This is a genomic window from Kribbella voronezhensis (assembly GCF_004365175.1).
Taxonomy (GTDB): domain Bacteria; phylum Actinomycetota; class Actinomycetes; order Propionibacteriales; family Kribbellaceae; genus Kribbella; species Kribbella voronezhensis.
This window is the reverse complement of the sequence record NZ_SOCE01000001.1, coordinates 4,695,491-4,712,080: the sequence shown is the minus strand read 5'-3', so window position 1 is coordinate 4,712,080 and position 16,590 is coordinate 4,695,491. Positions and strand designations below refer to the sequence as shown.

17 protein-coding genes are annotated in these 16,590 nt (G+C 67.4%); 2 read left to right on the top strand and 15 right to left on the bottom strand.

Annotation, left to right across the window (positions count from 1 at the left end; genetic code table 11):
• Positions 1-113: 113 nt before the first annotated feature.
• From EV138_RS22030 to EV138_RS21980, 11 genes are read right to left on the bottom strand one after another with little or no spacing between them, the layout of a single operon-like run.
• Positions 114-860, bottom strand: coding sequence for a hypothetical protein (locus tag EV138_RS22030; protein ID WP_133980716.1), 747 nt, complete (start codon positions 858-860; stop codon positions 114-116).
• Entirely contained in the window at positions 860-1,360 is a 501-nt protein-coding gene (locus tag EV138_RS22025) for an Rv1363c family protein (RefSeq protein ID WP_133980715.1), read from the bottom strand. Before EV138_RS22025 ends, EV138_RS22030 begins: the two co-directional genes overlap by 1 nt.
• Complete coding sequence (locus EV138_RS22020) at positions 1,357-2,646, bottom strand: MCE family protein (protein ID WP_133980714.1); 1,290 nt, start codon at positions 2,644-2,646, stop codon at positions 1,357-1,359. The genes EV138_RS22025 and EV138_RS22020 overlap by 4 nt, the downstream gene beginning before the upstream one ends.
• Positions 2,643-3,878 carry an MCE family protein gene (locus EV138_RS22015; protein WP_133980713.1) on the bottom strand — a complete coding sequence of 412 codons (1,236 nt, stop codon included), beginning with the start codon at positions 3,876-3,878 and terminating at the stop codon, positions 2,643-2,645. Before EV138_RS22015 ends, EV138_RS22020 begins: the two co-directional genes overlap by 4 nt.
• Entirely contained in the window at positions 3,875-5,065 is a 1,191-nt protein-coding gene (locus EV138_RS22010) for an MCE family protein (protein WP_133980712.1), read from the bottom strand. The genes EV138_RS22015 and EV138_RS22010 overlap by 4 nt, the downstream gene beginning before the upstream one ends.
• Positions 5,062-6,072: an MCE family protein gene (locus EV138_RS22005; RefSeq protein ID WP_133980711.1), complete on the bottom strand. Its 1,011-nt coding sequence runs from the start codon at positions 6,070-6,072 to the stop codon at positions 5,062-5,064. The genes EV138_RS22010 and EV138_RS22005 overlap by 4 nt, the downstream gene beginning before the upstream one ends.
• Positions 6,069-7,100: an MCE family protein gene (locus EV138_RS22000; RefSeq protein ID WP_133980710.1), complete on the bottom strand. Its 1,032-nt coding sequence runs from the start codon at positions 7,098-7,100 to the stop codon at positions 6,069-6,071. The genes EV138_RS22005 and EV138_RS22000 overlap by 4 nt, the downstream gene beginning before the upstream one ends.
• A complete protein-coding gene (locus EV138_RS21995; protein WP_133980709.1) occupies positions 7,097-8,413 on the bottom strand; it encodes an MCE family protein in 1,317 nt (438 codons plus the stop codon). The genes EV138_RS22000 and EV138_RS21995 overlap by 4 nt, the downstream gene beginning before the upstream one ends.
• Before the next feature lie 4 nt (positions 8,414-8,417).
• The gene (locus tag EV138_RS21990) at positions 8,418-9,245 is read right to left on the bottom strand and encodes an MlaE family ABC transporter permease (RefSeq protein ID WP_133980708.1); all 828 of its coding nucleotides are present in this window, start codon (positions 9,243-9,245) and stop codon (positions 8,418-8,420) included.
• Between the two features lies 1 nt (position 9,246).
• Complete coding sequence (locus EV138_RS21985; RefSeq protein WP_112243257.1) at positions 9,247-10,020, bottom strand: MlaE family ABC transporter permease; 774 nt, start codon at positions 10,018-10,020, stop codon at positions 9,247-9,249.
• The gene (locus EV138_RS21980) at positions 10,017-10,964 is read right to left on the bottom strand and encodes an ABC transporter ATP-binding protein (RefSeq protein ID WP_133980707.1); all 948 of its coding nucleotides are present in this window, start codon (positions 10,962-10,964) and stop codon (positions 10,017-10,019) included. Before EV138_RS21980 ends, EV138_RS21985 begins: the two co-directional genes overlap by 4 nt.
• A 393-nt stretch (positions 10,965-11,357) precedes the next feature.
• Between EV138_RS21980 and EV138_RS21975 the strand changes: the two genes are divergently transcribed.
• Together EV138_RS21975 and EV138_RS21970 are read left to right on the top strand one after the other, a co-directional pair.
• Entirely contained in the window at positions 11,358-12,497 is a 1,140-nt protein-coding gene (locus tag EV138_RS21975) for an acyltransferase family protein (RefSeq protein WP_166678655.1), read from the top strand.
• Entirely contained in the window at positions 12,494-13,507 is a 1,014-nt protein-coding gene (locus EV138_RS21970) for an acyltransferase family protein (protein WP_133980705.1), read from the top strand. Before EV138_RS21975 ends, EV138_RS21970 begins: the two co-directional genes overlap by 4 nt.
• Before the next feature lie 83 nt (positions 13,508-13,590).
• On the opposite strand, the gene rplL is transcribed toward EV138_RS21970, so the two are convergent.
• From rplL to EV138_RS21950, 4 genes are all read right to left on the bottom strand, one after another.
• Complete coding sequence (rplL, locus tag EV138_RS21965) at positions 13,591-13,980, bottom strand: 50S ribosomal protein L7/L12 (protein ID WP_133980704.1); 390 nt, start codon at positions 13,978-13,980, stop codon at positions 13,591-13,593.
• Between the two features lie 67 nt (positions 13,981-14,047).
• Positions 14,048-14,674, bottom strand: coding sequence for a 50S ribosomal protein L10 (gene rplJ, locus EV138_RS21960; RefSeq protein ID WP_112243267.1), 627 nt, complete (start codon positions 14,672-14,674; stop codon positions 14,048-14,050).
• Positions 14,675-14,915: 241 nt separating this feature from the next.
• On the bottom strand, positions 14,916-16,103 hold the full coding sequence (locus tag EV138_RS21955; protein WP_238158282.1) for an MFS transporter: 1,188 nt from the start codon (positions 16,101-16,103) through the stop codon (positions 14,916-14,918).
• A 57-nt stretch (positions 16,104-16,160) separates the two neighbouring features.
• Positions 16,161-16,565, bottom strand: a complete 405-nt coding sequence (locus EV138_RS21950) for a RidA family protein (RefSeq protein ID WP_133980702.1) — start codon at positions 16,563-16,565, stop codon at positions 16,161-16,163.
• Positions 16,566-16,590 lie beyond the last annotated feature (25 nt).

The window sequence follows — 16,590 nt, the reverse complement described above, 5'->3', positions numbered from 1 at the left end:
GTCCGATACTATGCCTTCGGACCACCCACTCCGTCAAGGATCGACCCGGGTTCTCCAGCGGATAGATCCATCCGCGAGCCGCCCGGCACGACCTGTCCGGAGTCAGCAAGAGACTACAGTCCGGCGATCTCCTGGACCAGCCATTGGCCGCCGTTTCGGACCATCGTGAAACGGGTCCGGTTGAGGTCGACCCGGGGCTTACCCTGCGTGATCGTGCTGGTGGTCGTCTGGTTCACGAAGATCACCAGCGTCACCCGGTCGGCGTTGCCGTCCCGTACGCCGACCTCGCGGACCTCGGCCCGCACGGTCGCCTTGGTCTTGGTCGCCAGCTCGCCGGCCACCTTCGCGGTCGCGTCGAACTTGGTCGCGAAATCGGGGGTCATCGTCGCCCGGGCCGCCGCGAAACTCTTGTCCAACGAGCGGTAGTCGTAGCTCAGGGCGACCTCGGCGGCCTTCCGGCCGGCCGCCGCGGCCTGGCCGCGCGCGTCCTCGGCCTGCTTGGCCTTGAGCGCCTTCACCCCGACGATCCCGGCCACGGCGAGCACCAGCACGATCACCACGGCGAGCAGCGCGGACAGCACCGCACCGAGCGGCCGCTTCGCCGCGGCAGGCTCTTCGGCGGCCTCGATCTCACTGACAGTAGTTACCGGTTCGCTGTCGGAGTCGGCGACTACCCCGCTTTCAGGCGTTTCAATCGTGTCGCTTACCACGTCGGAAACGGTCTCTTCCGGCGCCTCCGGCGCGGCGTCGTCGGCCACCGGAAGCTGCGTGGCGCCCGCAGTACGGGGCTCGCCGGTGCGGGGCTCGCCGGTACGGCGTTGGCCGGCGATCCGCGGGCGGTTCCTCGAGCGGTCCGGCATCAGCCCACGACCTGGAAGTCGGCGGTCAGCCAGCGGTTCTTCTCCCGGACCATGTCGAGCTTGATCCGGTAGCGCCGCTGGACGCCGTCCTTGGCGGCCGTGTTGGTGACGACCGCGTTCGCGATCACCAGCACCTGGGCCGAGTCCTTGTCGTTCGACACCACCGCGGCCTCCACCACTTCGCCGGTCGAGGTGGCCTGGTTCGTCACCACCTCGGTCTTCACCTGGTTCGCGCCGGCCGCGAACTCCTCCTTGAACTGCCCGGTCGAGCCGTCCAGCACCCGCTGCGCGTCGGCGTCCCAGGAGCTGTACTTGTACGTCGTGAAGTCGAGCGTCAACTGCCGCGCGGCCTGCATCGCGCTGGTCCGCTCACTGTCCCGGCTGTGCTGACGGCTGAGCGCCACGCCGGACAGAACGGCCGCGCCGAGCGCGACCACGAGCAGCACGCTGAGCGCCCAGGCCAGAATCACCGGACCGCGCCGGGAAGTACGAGAAGTCACTTTCCACTCACCGGACCGAGGATAAGAGCCTTCCAGGAGTCGGCGCCGAGCAGGTCCGCCTGACCGCCGGTGGAGCCGAGGACCAGATCCGGCATCCCTGCGGTCCCGCCCGCGGCACCGGTCGCCGGATCGTAGCCGACCCCGTAGCCGGTGCGGTTGAGGTTGCGCGACGACGGCGACGGCTTGTTCTGCGAGCCGCGGACGTTGATGCCGGAGCCCGGCGACGCCGTACAGCCGGCCTTGGTGTTCGCGGCCTTGCTGGTGGTGTCTTGCGGAACCCGCCAGTCGGTGCCGCCGTAGCCGGCCCGGCAGGCGGGCGGGCTGAAACCGAGCACCAGCCCGAAGTGGGCGTCGTAGTGCCCGGTCCCCTCGTCCTTGGCCGGTACCACGTAGCCGCCCATCGCCACGGCCGGGTAGACCACCAGCAACTGCTCCACCGCGTCAAGCCGGACGGCGGTCATCTCGCTCGTGGTCAGCAGGTTCCCGAGCAGTACGGCGATGTCGCCGCGGTTCTCCGAGATGAGCGCGGTGAGCTGCTCGGAGGCACCCGAGCCCTGATCGATCACCTTGCGCAGGTTGGCGTCCGAGCTGACCAGCGTGTCGGAGAGCAGGGCCAGGTTCTTCGCCCAGGTCTTGATCGCGTCACCGCTGGCCACCTGGGTGGCGAGCACGGTGTTGCCGTCGTTGATCAGCTTGATCGTCTGCAGGATGTTCGCGTCGGCGTCGTTGATCAGCAGCCCGGAGCTGTCGATGATCTTCTGCAGGTCGCTGCCCTTGCCGCGCAGCGCGTCGCCGAGCTCCTTGACCGTGGTCTTGAGGCTGTTCTTGTCGACCGAGTTCACCAGTTGGTCGAGGTTCAGCAGCAGCTCGGTGGTGTCGATCGGCAGCGCAGTGTCGGCGCGGGCGATCTTCGAGTGGTCCTTCAGGTACGGCGAACCCTCGCGACGCGGCTGCAGATCGACGTACTGCTCGCCGATCGCGGACCGGTTCGCCACCACGGCGAGCAGGTCGTTCGGGATCTTCGTCTTCTTGTCGATGTCGAGGTCGACCTCGACGCCGTCCGACAGCAGCTTCAGCCGGCCGACCCGGCCGACCGGCTGGCCGCGGTACGTCACCTCGGCGCCGGTGAAGATGCCGCCCGACTCGGCGAAGCTGGCGCTGACCGTGTAGCTGTCGTCGAAGAACAGCCGGTCGACCTGCGCGTACTTCGCGCCGACGAAGGCGACACCGACGACGGTGATCAGCAGGAACACCATCAGCTGGATCCGGACACCTCTGGTGATCACTTGGCCACCCCCGGCATCAGGACCTTGGCCAGCTCAGGATCGAAGGCCGGCCGATTCAGCGTCGGCGTACAGACGGGCAGGCCGAGCAGCGTGATGCAGCTGGTCGCCGTCCCGGTCGGCAACGGCAGCGGGGGCAGGCCGGCCGTGCCCTTGCCCGTCGGGAACTGCGGCGAGTTGTGCACCGGCAGGCTGAGCCCGACCGTCGGCAGCGTGATCCCCGTGGTGGGCAGACCGAGTCCGAGCAGGCCCTTGAGCGCCTTCTGGGTGTTCACGTCGAGGGTGATGTCCAGGTTGGTGAAGTCGCCCTTGACCGCCTTCGCGGCCCCGTCCGGGAACGGATAGGTGAGCAGCAGCTCGAGCGACTTGGGCAGGTTCTGCCCCGCCTCGGCCAGCTTGGTCAGCACCGGGTAGAGGGACTGCAGGTTGGCGACCAGATCCTTCTGTGAGGCCGTGATCACCCGGGTCGCGGTGCTGCCCAGCTTGCTCAACGCCTGCAGGGTTTTGACCAGGGCGGCGCGTTGCTTGTCCAAGGTGGCGATCGACTTCGGCAGCGAGTCGATCGCGGTCGCCAGCGTCGTCTTCTGCGCGTTCAGCTTCTTGGCCAGCGCGTCGACTGCGGTGATCGCGGTGACGATCTTCTGCTTGTTCTGGTCGAGCGTGCCGACGAAGGTGTTCAGCTGGGTGAGCACGCTCTTGATGGCCGGCTCGTTGCCGGTCAGCGCCTTGTTCAGCTCCTGGGTGATGATCTGCAGTTGCGCGACGCCACCGCCGTTCAGCAGCAGCGAGAGCGCGGACAGTACTTCCTCGACCTCGACGTTGCTGGTGGTCCGCGACAGCGGGATCAGCTCACCGTTGTCCAGCTTGCCGCGCGGCTTCTCGTCCCCGGTGGGCGGAGCCAGCGAGACGAACTTCTCGCCGAGCAGGCTGGTCTGCCGGATCGTCGCGTGCGTGTTGTCCGGCAGGTCCAGGCTCTTCGGCAGCTTGATCTTGACCTTGGCGACATAGCCCTCGAGCCAGACCTTCTGCACGGTGCCGACGGTGACGTCGTCGACCTTCACCGACGACTTGGGCACCAGGTCCAGGACGTCGGCGAACTCGACCGTGACCGTGTACGACGGGCCCTTGATCTTGGCGCCACCCGGCAACGGCAGCGAGTAGACGCTGAAGTCGCAGCCGGTCAGCAGGGTCGCCATCGCGACCACACCCGCCACTACCGCAGTACGGCGCCTCATCGCGAGCCTCCCGGGACCAGGCCGCCGAGGGTCTCGTCGACGTTGTCCGGGCTCGGCAGCTTCTTCGGTGGCGGCGGCGCCCACGGCGTACCGGCCGGGCCGCCGGAGCCGGTGATCGAGCCGAGCAGTGGCAGCTTCGGCAGCAGGTCGATGATCCCCTTCAGGGCCGAACAGGTCGACAGCGGCTGGTTCGCCTGGAGCAGGATCGAGCAGATGAAGGAGGCGGGATCGTCCAGCTGGGCCAGGTTGATCCGCTGGTCCAGGGTGCCGAACTGGGGGTTGTAGACCCGGGCCAGGTTGCCCAGGCCGAGTGGCGCGGTGTCCATGATCTCGGCCAGCGCCGCCTTCTCCTTAACCAGGATCTGGGAGATGTCGGTGGCACCGGAGATCGTGGTCTTGAGCAACGCCCGGTTGTCCTTCACGAACGACGCGACCTCGCCGAGCGCCGTCGCCAGCGTGGACAGCGCGGCGCCGAGATCCTTGCGCTCCCCCGCCAGCGTGGTCGAGGTGGCGGCGAAGTTGGTGTTGAACTGCTTCACCAGGGTGTCGTTCGCGGCCAGCGCGGAGACGAAGGTCTGCAACTGCCGGACCGTGCTGAACAGGCTCTTGGAGTTCCCGGCCAGGGTCTGGGTCAGCGTCGAGACATCGGTGATGGTCTGGTTCAGCTTGGCGCCCTGGCCGTTCAGGTTCGCCGCGGAGACATCGAGCAGGCGTGACAGCGCGCCCTGGTCGTTCGCACCCTTCGGGCCGAGCGCGACGGACAGGTCGTTCAGGCTCTGGTAGATCTGGTCGAGCTCCAGCGGTACGGCGGTGCGCTCCTGCGGGATCTGCGCGCCATCGGCCATCACCGCGCCCTTGGAGTACGCCGGGGTGAGCTGGATGTAGCGGTCGGCAACGATCGACGGTGAGGCGATCACGGCCTTCGCGTCGGCGGGGACCTTGTGCTTGACCTCCCACCAGAACTTCACCCGGACCGAGCGACCGGCCGGCGTGACGCTCTCGACCTCGCCGACCTTGATGCCGAGGATCCGGACGTCCGAGCCCGGATAGACGCTGACCGCGCGCGGGAAGTACGCCGTCGCGCTGACTCGCTTCGGATGCGGCCAGAGCGCGATCGCGCTGACGGCGATCACCACCAGCACCACACCGATCGCGATCAGCCGGGAGAAGCCGGCCACCTTCGTCATCGGCCACCTCCCAGGATCGGCAGGCCGGGGATCGGCACCTTCGGCAGCGGGATCTCGGGCACCGGCACCAGGTTCTGCACGTAGGTGTCGAACCACGGCCCGGTGCCGAGCGTGTTCGTGAACACCCGGGCGTACGGCGCGAGGCCCCGGATGCTGGCGTCCAGAGCGTTCTGGTTCTTCAGCAGGATCGCCAGGACGGCGTTGACCTTCTGCAGCGTCGGGGTCAGATCCTTGCGGTTCTCCCGGACCAGCGCGCTGACCTGAGCGGCCAGCTTCTGCGTCGAGACCAGCAACTCGTGGATCAGCGCCCGCCGCGCCTGGACCGCCTGGAACACCGTGTTGCCGTCCTTCAGCAGCTTGATCAGCTGCTGGTTGCGATCGGCAAGGATCTTCGTGACGACGTCGGAGTGCTGCAGCAGCTTCTTCAGATCCTCGTCGCGCTTGGCGACGTTGCGGGACAACCGGGACAGCCCGTCCAGCGAGGCACGGACCTCCTCGGGGGTGTTCTTGAAGGTCGCGGACAAGGTGTCGAGCGCCTTGGCCAGCTGGGCCGTGTCGATCCGCTCGGTCGTGTTGGCGAGGTCGGTGAACGCGTCGACCACGTCGTACGCCGAGATGGTCCGGTCCAGCGGGATCTCGGTGCCCTCCTTGAGCTGGCCGTCGCCCGCCGGGTTCAGCTTGAGGTACTTCTGGCCGAGCAGGGTCTTGATCTTCATCTCGGCACCGGTCCGGTCGCCGAGCTTGACGCCCTTGTCCACCACGAAGTCGACCCGGACGTGGGTGCCTTCCAGTTCCACCTTGCGGACCTGGCCGACCCGGACGCCGGCGACCCGGATCTCGTCGTTCGGCTTCAGCCCGCCGGCCTCGGAGAACTGCGCGGAGTACTTGGTGCCGCCGCCGATCAGCGGCAGGTCCTGGGCCTTGAAGGCGGCCAGCATGATCAGCCCGATGATCGTCAGCCCGACCACGCCGATCGTGACCTGGTTCTGTTCCCTGAACGGCTTCACTTGGCACACCTCGCCGAGTTGTTGTCGTAGCTCACCGGGATCCGGGTGCCGAGCGGCAGCGTCACGTTGCCGTCGAAGCCGCAGAGGAAGAAGTTGAACCAGGATCCGTACTGCGCGGTCCGCGTCATCGTCTGCAGCTTCTCGGGCATGAACTGCAGCGTCTTCACCCAGATCGCCTGGGTGTCGTCCAGCGTCGTCGACACCGTCCGGAGCCGGTCCAGGTCCGCCTTCAGCGGCACCCGGGTCTGCTGCAGCAGGCCGGCCGTCTTGGTGTTCAGCGAGTTGATCGAGCCGAGCGAGCCGAGGATCGGATTGATGTCCTGGCTCAGGCCGGTGATGAACTGCTGCAGGTTGACCAGCAATTGGGAGAAGTTCTGCTGGCGCTGCGAGACGATCTGAAGGGTCGAGGTCAGGTTGGTGATCAGGTCGCCGATCACCTGGTCGGAGTCGGCCAGCGTGCTGGTCAGCGACGCGGTCCGGGCGAGCAGGCTCTCGATCGTGCCGCCCTCGCCCTGCAGCACCTTGATCACCTCGAAGGCGAACTGGTTCACGTCGGCGGGGGTGAGCGCGGTGAACAGCGGCTTGAACCCGTTGAACAGCACCGACAGGTCCAGCGCCGGCGCGGTCCGGTCCTTGTCGATGATCCCGTTCTTCTTCATCCGGGTGCCGCCGCCGACGCCCTCGGTGAGTGCGATGTAGCGGTTGCCGACCAGGTTGCGGTAGCGCAGCGTCGCCCGGGTGGTGGTGTCGACCGACTGGTCGGAGTCGACGCTGAAGGTCACCATCGCGTACTTGTCCTGGTAGATGGCGATCTTGTCGACCTGGCCGACCCGGACCCCGGCGATCCGGATGTCGTCACCCTTGTTCAGCCCGACCACATCCGTGAACACGGCCCGGTACTTCGTGGTCGCGTTGAAGCTGATGTTGCCGATGGTGACCGCCAGCAGGGCGGTCGCGATCGTCGTGACGACCACGAAGATCCCCAGCCGCACGGTGTCCAACGACGTCTTCTTGTCGAACAGCTTCATTTGAGGTTCACCTGCCCGCCACGGACGAGGGGGCCGATCATCAGGGTGGTCAGATCCGGTACGTCGTCGGCCGGCATCCCGAGCACCGGGCCGGCGAAGGAGTCGATCACCTTCTGCTCGGCCGGCGTACCGGCGCCGCCGGTGTCCATCGCGAAGCCGGGTGCCGCCCGGTTCAGCGTCAGGTTCAGCGGGAAGCGGGTGGTCTTGTTGTGGTCGCCGATCACGCCGTCGTCACCGGTGATGTACGGCGCCGGGTTCTCCTGCGTGTAGGGACCGGGCTTCGATCCCGGGTGGCTGTAGTTCTTGCCGACGCAGGTCGGCCCACGGTGATCCTTGTACGCCGGCAGCTCGTTCGGCTGGTAAGGCGTGGGCTGGTTGGTGATCAGCTCCAGATTGATGTGCAGCGCCCCGTCGCGGAACGTGTCGTTCAGCACCGGCGCGGTGTCGGTCATCACCTTGAGGAAACACGGGAACTCCGGTGAGTATCGCTCCAGCAGGTCCAGCACCGGCCGGCTCACCTCGCCGAGGCGGATCACCCGGTCCTCGTTCTCCCTGAGGAACCCGTCGCCGGTGGTCGACAGCGCCTGGACGTCGGTGAAGAACTTCTGCAACTGCTGCTCCTTCTCCACCACGGTGTTGCCGGTGATGGTCAGGTTGCGCAGGGCCCGGACCAGGTCCGGCGTCACGTCGCCGTAGATCTGCGAGACCTGGGTGAGCTTGGTCAGCGCGGCGATCAGGTTCGGCACGTTCGGGTTCAGCTTCTTCAGGTACCCGTCGAGCTGGGTGAGCGTCTTGGCGATCTCGGTGCCCCGGCCCTCGAGCGCGGTCGCCAGCGTGTTCAGCGTCGCGTTCAGATCGGCCGGGTCGACCGCCTGCAGCAGCGGCAACGCGTCGTTCAGCACCTTCTCGATCTCGATGCCGACCGCGGTCTTGTCCCGGGAGATCACGTCGCCGGCCCGGATCGCCCGGCCCTCGCTGCCCTGCGGCGGCACCAGCGCGACGTACTTCTCGCCGAACAGCGTCTTCGGCAGGATCCGCGCGCTGACCTGGCTGGAGATCTCGCTGACCTGGTCCGGCTTGAGGGCCAGCTCGACCGTCGCCTCGTCACCGTCGGTGGAGACCTTCTTCACCTCGCCGACGATGATGCCGCGCAGCTTCACGTCCGCGTGCCGGTTCAGCTGCAGGCCGATGTGGCTGGTCTTCAGCTCGACCGTCACCGTGTCGGTGAAGACCTTCGCGTAGAAGGCGTAGGTGAGCCAGAGCAGGAAACAGAGCAACCCGATGAAGGCGGTGCCGAGGACGCGTTTGGTCATGTGCCTACCCCGCCAGCCTGACCGTGGTCGTCGTACCCCAGATCGCCATCGACAGCAGCAGGTCGACCACGTTGATGACGACGATGGACGTCCGTACTGCGCGGCCCACGGCGACGCCGACGCCCGCGGGGCCGCCGGTCGCGTGGTAGCCGTGGTAGCAGTGCACCAGGATCACCAGGACGGCGAAGACCAGCACCTTGCCGAAGGACCAGAGCACGTCGCCGGGTGGCAGGAACAGATGGAAGTAATGGTCGTACGTCCCGGTGCTCTGGCCGTAGAACGTGGTCACGGTCAGCCGGGTGGCGAAGTACGAGGCGAGCAGCCCCACGACGTACAAGGGAATGACGGCGACCAGGCCGGCGATGATCCGGGTGGTGACCAGGAACGGCAGCGACGGGATCGCCATCACCTCGAGCGCGTCGATCTCCTCGCTGATCCGCATCGCGCCGAGCTGGGCGGTGAAGCCGCAGCCGACGGTCGCGGCGAGCGCGATCCCGGCGATCAGCGGGCCGATCTCGCGGGTGTTGATGTAGGCGCTGACGAAGCCGGCGAAGGCGGACGTGCCGATCTGGTTCAGCGCCGAGTAGCCCTGCAGGCCGACCTCGGTGCCGGTGAAGAAGGCGAGGAAGGTGATCACGCCGACCGTGCCGCCGATGACGGCGAGCGCGCCGGTGCCGAGCGTCACCTCGGCCAGCAGGCGGAGGATCTCCCGGCGGTACCGGGTGACCGACTTGCCCGACCAGGCCAAGGCCTTGATGTAGAAGGCCAGCTGCTCACCGAGGTGGTCGAGCGAGTTCAGCGGCTTCTTGACCAGGTAGTCCAGGGCCGACATGTCAGGCCCCCTTCGGCGGAACGAGCTGGAAGTAGATCGCCGTCATCGAGAAGTTCGCGACGAACAGCAGCATGAAGGTGATGACGACCGACTGGTTCACGGCGTCACCGACGCCCTTCGGGCCACCACCGGCGTTCATGCCCTTGTACGAGGCAACGACCGCGGCCAGGAACCCGAACACGAGCGCCTTCGCCTGGCCCTGCCACAGGTCGGGCAGATGGGCGAGCGCGGTGAACGAGGCGATGTAGCTGCCCGGCGTCCCGTCCTGCAGGACCACGTTGAAGACGTAGCCGCCCATCACGCCGACCACGCTGACGAAGCCGTTCAGGAAGAACGCGACCAGCATCGTGGCCAGCACGCGCGGTACGACGAGGCGCTGGATCGGGTCGATCCCGAGCACCATCATCGCGTCGAGCTCCTCGCGGATCTTGCGCGAACCCAGATCGGCGCAGATCGCCGAGCCACCCGCACCCGCGATCAGCAGCGCGGTCGCGATCGGCGAGGCCTCCCGGACGACGGCCAGGACGGCGGCCGAGCCGGTGAACGCCTGGGCGCCGAACTGCTTGATCAGCCCGCCGACCTGCAGCGCGATCACCGCGCCGAACGGGATCGCGACCAGTGCGGTCGGGATGATCGTCACGCTGGCGACGAACCAGGCCTGCTGCAGGAACTCGCGCAGCTGGAACGGCCGGCGGACCGAAGCCCGGGCGGTGTCCAGCGCGAAGGCGAACAGGTTGCCGGCGTGCTTCAGCGGGGCGGTGGCGCTGACGGTCACGTGGCCCCCACCGTGGCGGTCGCGAAGGATCCGGGCGGCGGAGTCACGCCGTTCTCCGCACACCACTGACCCGGCGGCCGCTGGTTCGGCCGGAGCATCCCGCTGCTCGGCAGCTGCTGGAGCGGGATCGGCGGCAGCGGTGGCAGCTCCTGGTCGGCCTCGGCGGCGAGCTCCTCGGCGTCCTTCTCCTCGGACATCCCGATCGGGCCGATCATCTGCGCGTTCAGGAACTGCCGGATCACCGGCTCCTCGCTGGACAGCAGCATCTCGCGCGGCCCGAACATCGCCAGGTGCTTGTGGTAGAGCATCCCGATGTTGTCCGGCACCGTGCGAGCGGTGTTCACGTCGTGGGTGACGATCAGGAAGGTGGCGCCGAAGGCCTCGTTCAGGTCGATCATCACCTGGTTCAGGAACGAGGTGCGGACCGGGTCGAGGCCGGAGTCGGGCTCGTCGACGAGCAGGATCTGCGGGTCGAGGACCAGCGCGCGGGCCAGCCCGGCCCGCTTGCGCATCCCGCCGGAGATCTCGCCGGGCAGCTTCTTCTCCGCGCCGACCAGGCCGACCATCTCCATCTTCTCCATCACGATGGAACGGATGTCGGACTCGGACTTCTTGGTGTGCTCGCGGAGCGGGAAGGCGACGTTGTCGTAGAGGTTCATCGAGCCGAACATCGCGCCGTCCTGGAACAGCACGCCGAACAGGCGGCGGATCTCGTACAGCTCGCGCTCGCTGCAGGTGGCGATGTCGGTGCCCTCGATGAAGACGTGGCCCTGGTCCGGCTTGAGCAGACCGATCAGCGTCTTCAGGAAAACGGACTTACCGGTACCGGAAGGGCCGAGCATCACGCAGATCTCGCCGGCAGGCAGCGTCAGGGACACGTCGCCCCAGATCAGCTGACTTCCGAAGGACTTGGTCAGCCCTTCGACGCGGACTTCTACGCCCACCGGTCCTCCTCAACGGGTACTTCTCGGCCCCGACCGACGACGCTTTCGACGGTCCAACGAGGGCGCGGTGCCCTAGGTTACGCACGAGTCACTTATTACGTAACCCCCGGATGTCAAGTGTCGGTGACCGATGAGTCACGCTCTGATCACGCTCCGTCCGGCCGATCACGGCGCCTCCGGCCCGGCCACCGGTCTGGACCGGCCCGGTCGGGTACAGTCCTGCGCGTCTGCCCTTCGAGGTGGCGAAGAGCCCGATTTGCCGGAGGAACAGTGCCGCGGCCAGCGACTTGGTTGAACCGCCTGCGGCCGCGCTTGCCTGACGCCCTGCCGCAAGGCATCGCCTCGCCGCAGCACGGTGACCAGCTCCCGCATCCGCGCTCGGAGATCTTAGCGTTGACCGGTGTCCGGGCCGCCGCCGCCCTCGCGGTGGTGATCCATCACATCGGGTTACCGGCGACCGCGCCGGAGCCGCTGCGCAATCTGGCCGCGTCGGGCTACATCGGCGTACCGCTGTTCTTCATGCTGTCCGGGCTGGTACTCGGCTGGAACTACTCGTCGCTGACGGTGCTGTCGGGCACCCGTCTGTGGCGGTTCTACCTGGCCCGGATCGCCCGCGTGATGCCGCTGTACTGGGCAGTGCTGCTCTTCCTTGTCCTGCAGCGAGCGGCTCGCGGCGTACCGCAGGAGGCACTGTGGCGGCACGTCCTGGCGATCCAGAGCTGGTCGGGTGACTACGCGATCGGCCAGGCGAGCTACAACCCGCCGGGCTGGTCGATCTGCGTAGAGGTGTTCCTGTACGCGCTGTTCCCGCTGCTGATCCCGGTGATCGCCCTTGTTTCCAAGCGATTCGGCGCGGTCGGGCTGGTCGCGGTGATCGCGTTCGCGTTCGCAGTACAGGTGCTGTTGGTCGTGTTGTTCACCGCGGAGGGCTGGGCGCATCTGTCGGTGGAGGACCCTTCCTCCGGACACCGCTGGCTCTACCGGAATCCGTTGCCGAGGCTGTCCGAGTTCGTGATCGGGCTGTCGCTCGCTTTCCTGCTGCTGCGTGGTCTTCGGCTGCGAACCCGGATCGCTGGTTGGTTGCAGGTCGCGTGCGTTGTCGTCGTGTTCGTCGTCGCAGCGCTGGGCCCTGGCCACGCCGACTGGGAGCTGCCTGCGTTCTACGGGGCGATGTGGTCCGTGCCGTTCGCAGTACTGCTGCTGTCACTGGCGGCAGCGCCTGACGCGTGGCTGTCGCGGTTCTTCTCCACCCGTGCCCTGGTGACGCTCGGTACTGCGAGTTACGCCGTCTACCTGACCCACCGGCCGTTGCTGCCGTATCTGGGGAAGGACCGGTTCGATCTGCTGACCAATCCGTCCGGCTGGGCCACGTACGCGTCGGTGGCCGTCGTCGTCGGTCTTTGCCTGCTCGTCGGGGAAGGCGCGCACCGGCTGGTCGAAGTACCGGCTCGGCGGGCTGTACTACGGGTCGTCCAGCGGCACACCACTCGGCAACTGGTCACAGAGCGTACGCCGTCCGAGGTGTCGGCGTGACAGGTCTCACATCGGTCGAACAGGGCGCGGTACTGCGTCACCCGCGGCCCGAGATCCTCGCGCTGACAGGGTTACGAGGGCTCGCCGCACTGGGCGTCGTCGCCTCTCAGGTAGGCGTGTGGCGGACCGCTCCCCCGTGGCTGCATCACCTGGTCGCCGCAGGCTCACTGGGGGTGCCGTTCTTCTTCCTACTGTCCGGCTTCGTTCTCTTCTACAACTACCCGACACTGAGTCCTGGGCGTTCGCTGAGCCGCTATGCGGTTGCCAGGATCGCCCGACTGGGACCGCTGTTCGTCGTGATCGGCGCCGGGGTGCTCGTCCTGAGCAGATTGAACGGTGGCGAATGGGCCCGATCCGTTCTCGGCCCACAAACCTGGTACCTCGGTACTGCGCTCGTCCTGTACGCCGTGTATCCCGCGCTGACCCGAGTCGTCGCTGCCGACCCAGCCAGGGCCGCGGTCTGCGCACTGGCCGTGCAACTCGTCGTACTGGCGTTACGGCTCGGCACTGGCTCCGACGACTGGCTCTACCGCAATCCACTGGTGTGGATCCCTGACCTGGTGCTGGGGATGGTGCTGGCCGGCCTGGCGGTCAACGGGTTCCGGCTGAGCCGGCGTACGGCGTACTTCGTGCAGGGCGCTGTCGTCGTCTATGCAGTGGCGGTCGTGCTCGCGTTCGGCTCCAGCAGCGCAGTGCGGTACAGCGTGCTCTGGTCGGTGCCGCTCGGGCTGCTGATTCTCAGCGTGCTCACCCGCACTCGCGTCTCGGCAGTGCTGGCCGGGCCGGTGCTGGTCCGGCTCGGGGTGCTCGGCTACGCCATGTTCCTCTTGAAGACTGTGGTGATCCAAGGATTCGGGCCGGTCCATGCCGGCACTCTGTCCGACGCGTTGCTCGCCCTCGGCTGGATCGGCTTCACCGTGCTGATCGCGGAGGGGGCGCACAGATATATAGGTGCCCCCGGACGCCACTGGCTGCTGCAACTCGTCCGGCGTACGGCTGTCCGCGCCTGAACTTCACCGTTGCACGCAAAGAAGGGCGGCCCCTTGCGGGACCGCCCTTCTCAGGTACTACGTGTGCGGCTGGGCCGCACGGGTCACTTCAGGGTGACGGTGGCGCCGGCGCCCTCGAGGGCCTCCTTGGCCTTCTCCGCGGCAGCCTTGTCGACCTTCTCCAGGATGGCCTTCGGCGCACCCTCGACGAGGTCCTTGGCCTCCTTCAGGCCGAGGCTCGTGAGACCGCGCACCTCCTTGATGACCTGGATCTTCTTGTCGCCGGCCGACTCCAGGACGACGTCGAACTCGTCCTGCTCGACAGCCTCTTCGGCCGCCGCGCCGCCGCCGGCGGCCGGAGCCGCGGCAACCGCAACCGGAGCAGCGGCGGTCACGCCGAACTCCTCCTCGAAGGCCTTCACGAACTCAGAGAGCTCGAGCAGGGTGAGGTCCTTGAACTGACCGAGCAGCTCTTCGGTGCTGAGCTTCGCCATTTTGGCGGTCCTTCCTTAACGTGTAGCTAGGTGATTACTGAATGGGGTCCTGCGTGAAGTGAACGGGTCAGCTGTCGGCTGACGCGGTCTCCTCGGTGCTCGTCTCCTCGGCAGGTGCGTCGGCCGGTGCGTCCTGCACGGCCTCGGCAGCCGGAGCCTCGTCCGCCACGGGGGCGTCCTCGGCCGGCAGCTTGTCCTGCAGCGCCGCGAACAGGCGGGCAGCCTGCGCGAGCGGAGCAGCGAACAGCGACACCGCTTGCTGCGGAGCCGCCTTCATCGCACCTGCGAGCTTCGAGAGGAGGACCTCACGCGACTCCAGGTCAGCGAGCTTGTTGATCTCGTCAGAGTTGAGTGCCTTGCCATCCAGCACACCACCCTTGATGACGAGAAGGGGATTGGCCTTGGCGAAGTCACGCAGCCCCTTGGCCGCGACCACCGGGTCGCCCTTGATGAAGGCGATGGCCGACGGACCCTGCAGCAGCGAGTCGAACGACTCCACTCCCGCGTCCTTGGCCGCGATCTTGGTCAGCGTGTTCTTCACCACGGCGTAGTTCACGTCGTCACCGAGCGTAGTGCGCAACTGCCGCAACTGCGCCACGGTGAGTCCGCGGTACTCGGTCAGCACGGCGCCGGCGGAGCTCTTGAAGTTCTCAGTGAGCTCTGCGACGTCGGCAGCCTTGTCCGGCCTCGCCATGGGTCTCCTTCCGCCCTGCGTAAATCAGGGTTGGGCTTCTTTGCCACACCGGCCAGGACCCTCAACATCGAAAACGCCCCTGCGCAGGCGCAAGGGCGTGAGACTTCCACTGACTTGTCACCTACGCGGGCCGCCCACGAGCTTGTGGGACCTTCAGTTGCTCCGGGAGCAACGACCAGCGGTCTTTGGCAGCCTCCAGAGTAACCGCCGGTGACCCACGTACCAAATCGGTTCCACAGCCTCAGTCGGGGCGGACGGGATGGGGTGGGATCCAGCGGCTCATGGCTGTTGCTGCTGCCCAGCCGGTCAGGCCCATGACCAGTACTGCGGGGGCCAGGCCGGCCAGTGCGGTCACGGCGGCGATCAGGAGCGGCCCGGCGCCATTGCCTGTGTCAGCGAAGAGGCGGAAGGCACCGAGGAACTGGGCCCGGCCGATCGGAGGGGACGCGTCCGCGCCGAGCGTCATGATCACGCCGGCGCCGAGGCCGTTGCCGATGCCCATCAGCAAGGCGACGGCGGTCAACGCTCCGGCCGAGTGGGTCAACGGCAGCAGGAGATGGGCGAGGCCGAGGACGGCCATCGACGGTACGGCGACCCACTTGCGGCCGAAACGGTCCATCACCGAGCCGGCTGGATAGAAGAGCAGCATGTCGACCGCGCCGGAGACGCCGAAGATCAGGCTGGTCGTCTGCGGATCCAGGCCGATGTGCTCGGCCCAGAGCGGGATGACGACTTGCCGGGACGCGCGAACGGCACCGACAAGAAGTGCGCCGACGCCGAGCGTTCGTAGTACGGGAAGGTGCTCGCGGATGACGGCGCGGGTGGACTGTACGACGATCGGCCGGCCGGTGCGCGCACGGCGTACGGACTCGATGTCGGGGAGGCTGAGCAGGACAACGCAAGCCAGCAACGCGCCGGCCAGGTGGACCCAGTAGGCGCCGTCGGTGCCCAGAAACCGCATCGCGAAGGCGCCCAGGAACGGGCCGATGAACGACCCGATCCGTTGGACGCCACCCAGGGTGGACAGGGCCCGAGCCCGGAGCTCGATCGGCACGGCTTCGCTGAGATACGCCTGGCGCGCCAATCCCCAGACGGCTCCGGCGAGACCGGTCGTGAAGATCGCCGCTGCGAGGCCCCACACGTTGGGCACGACCAGACACGCGACCAGCGCCACCGACACCAGCCCGGTCGCCCCGAGCATCGCCCGCCGCTCCCCGATCCGGGTCGTCAGCGCGCCGGCCGGAATGTCCCCGACCACCTGCCCCAGCCCGGCCGCCGCCACCACCAACCCAGCGGTCGCCACCGCGGCCCCGAGATCCCGCGCCGACAACGCCACCACCGGCGCAATCGCCCCTTGCCCGATGCCGTACAACAACGCCGGCAAATAGACAGCAGGAGCAATCCTCAACAACCCCGGGGACTCACCCATCCCGCCCATGCTCCCACCCGCAACTACCCGGCAGGACAGGTGATCTCACACCATCAATCAGTCCAGGGCGGCGAGGGCGTCGATTTCTACCAGCATTTGTTCCAGCGGGAGGCCGGTGAAGACGGTGGTGCGGGACGGGAGGACGCCGCTGGGGGTGCGGGCGCCGACGAACTCGGCGTACGCCTCGTTCATGGGAGCGAAGTGCTCGCGGGTGGTGAGGTAGACGCGCAGCATCACGACGTCGTCGAAGGTGGCGCCGCCGGCCTTCAGGATCGCCTCGATGTTCTGCAGGACCCGGGTGGTCTGCGCCTTCACGTCACCTTCGAAGACGAACTCGCCGCTGGCCGGGTCGACCGAACCCTGGCCGGACACCTGCAGGATGCCGCCCTTGCGCACCCCCTGGGAGAACACGGGCATCGGCGTGGGGGCGTCGGGCGTGGAGATGACGGTCTTGGAGGACATCTGGAAACAGCCTTTCCTCGGTGAG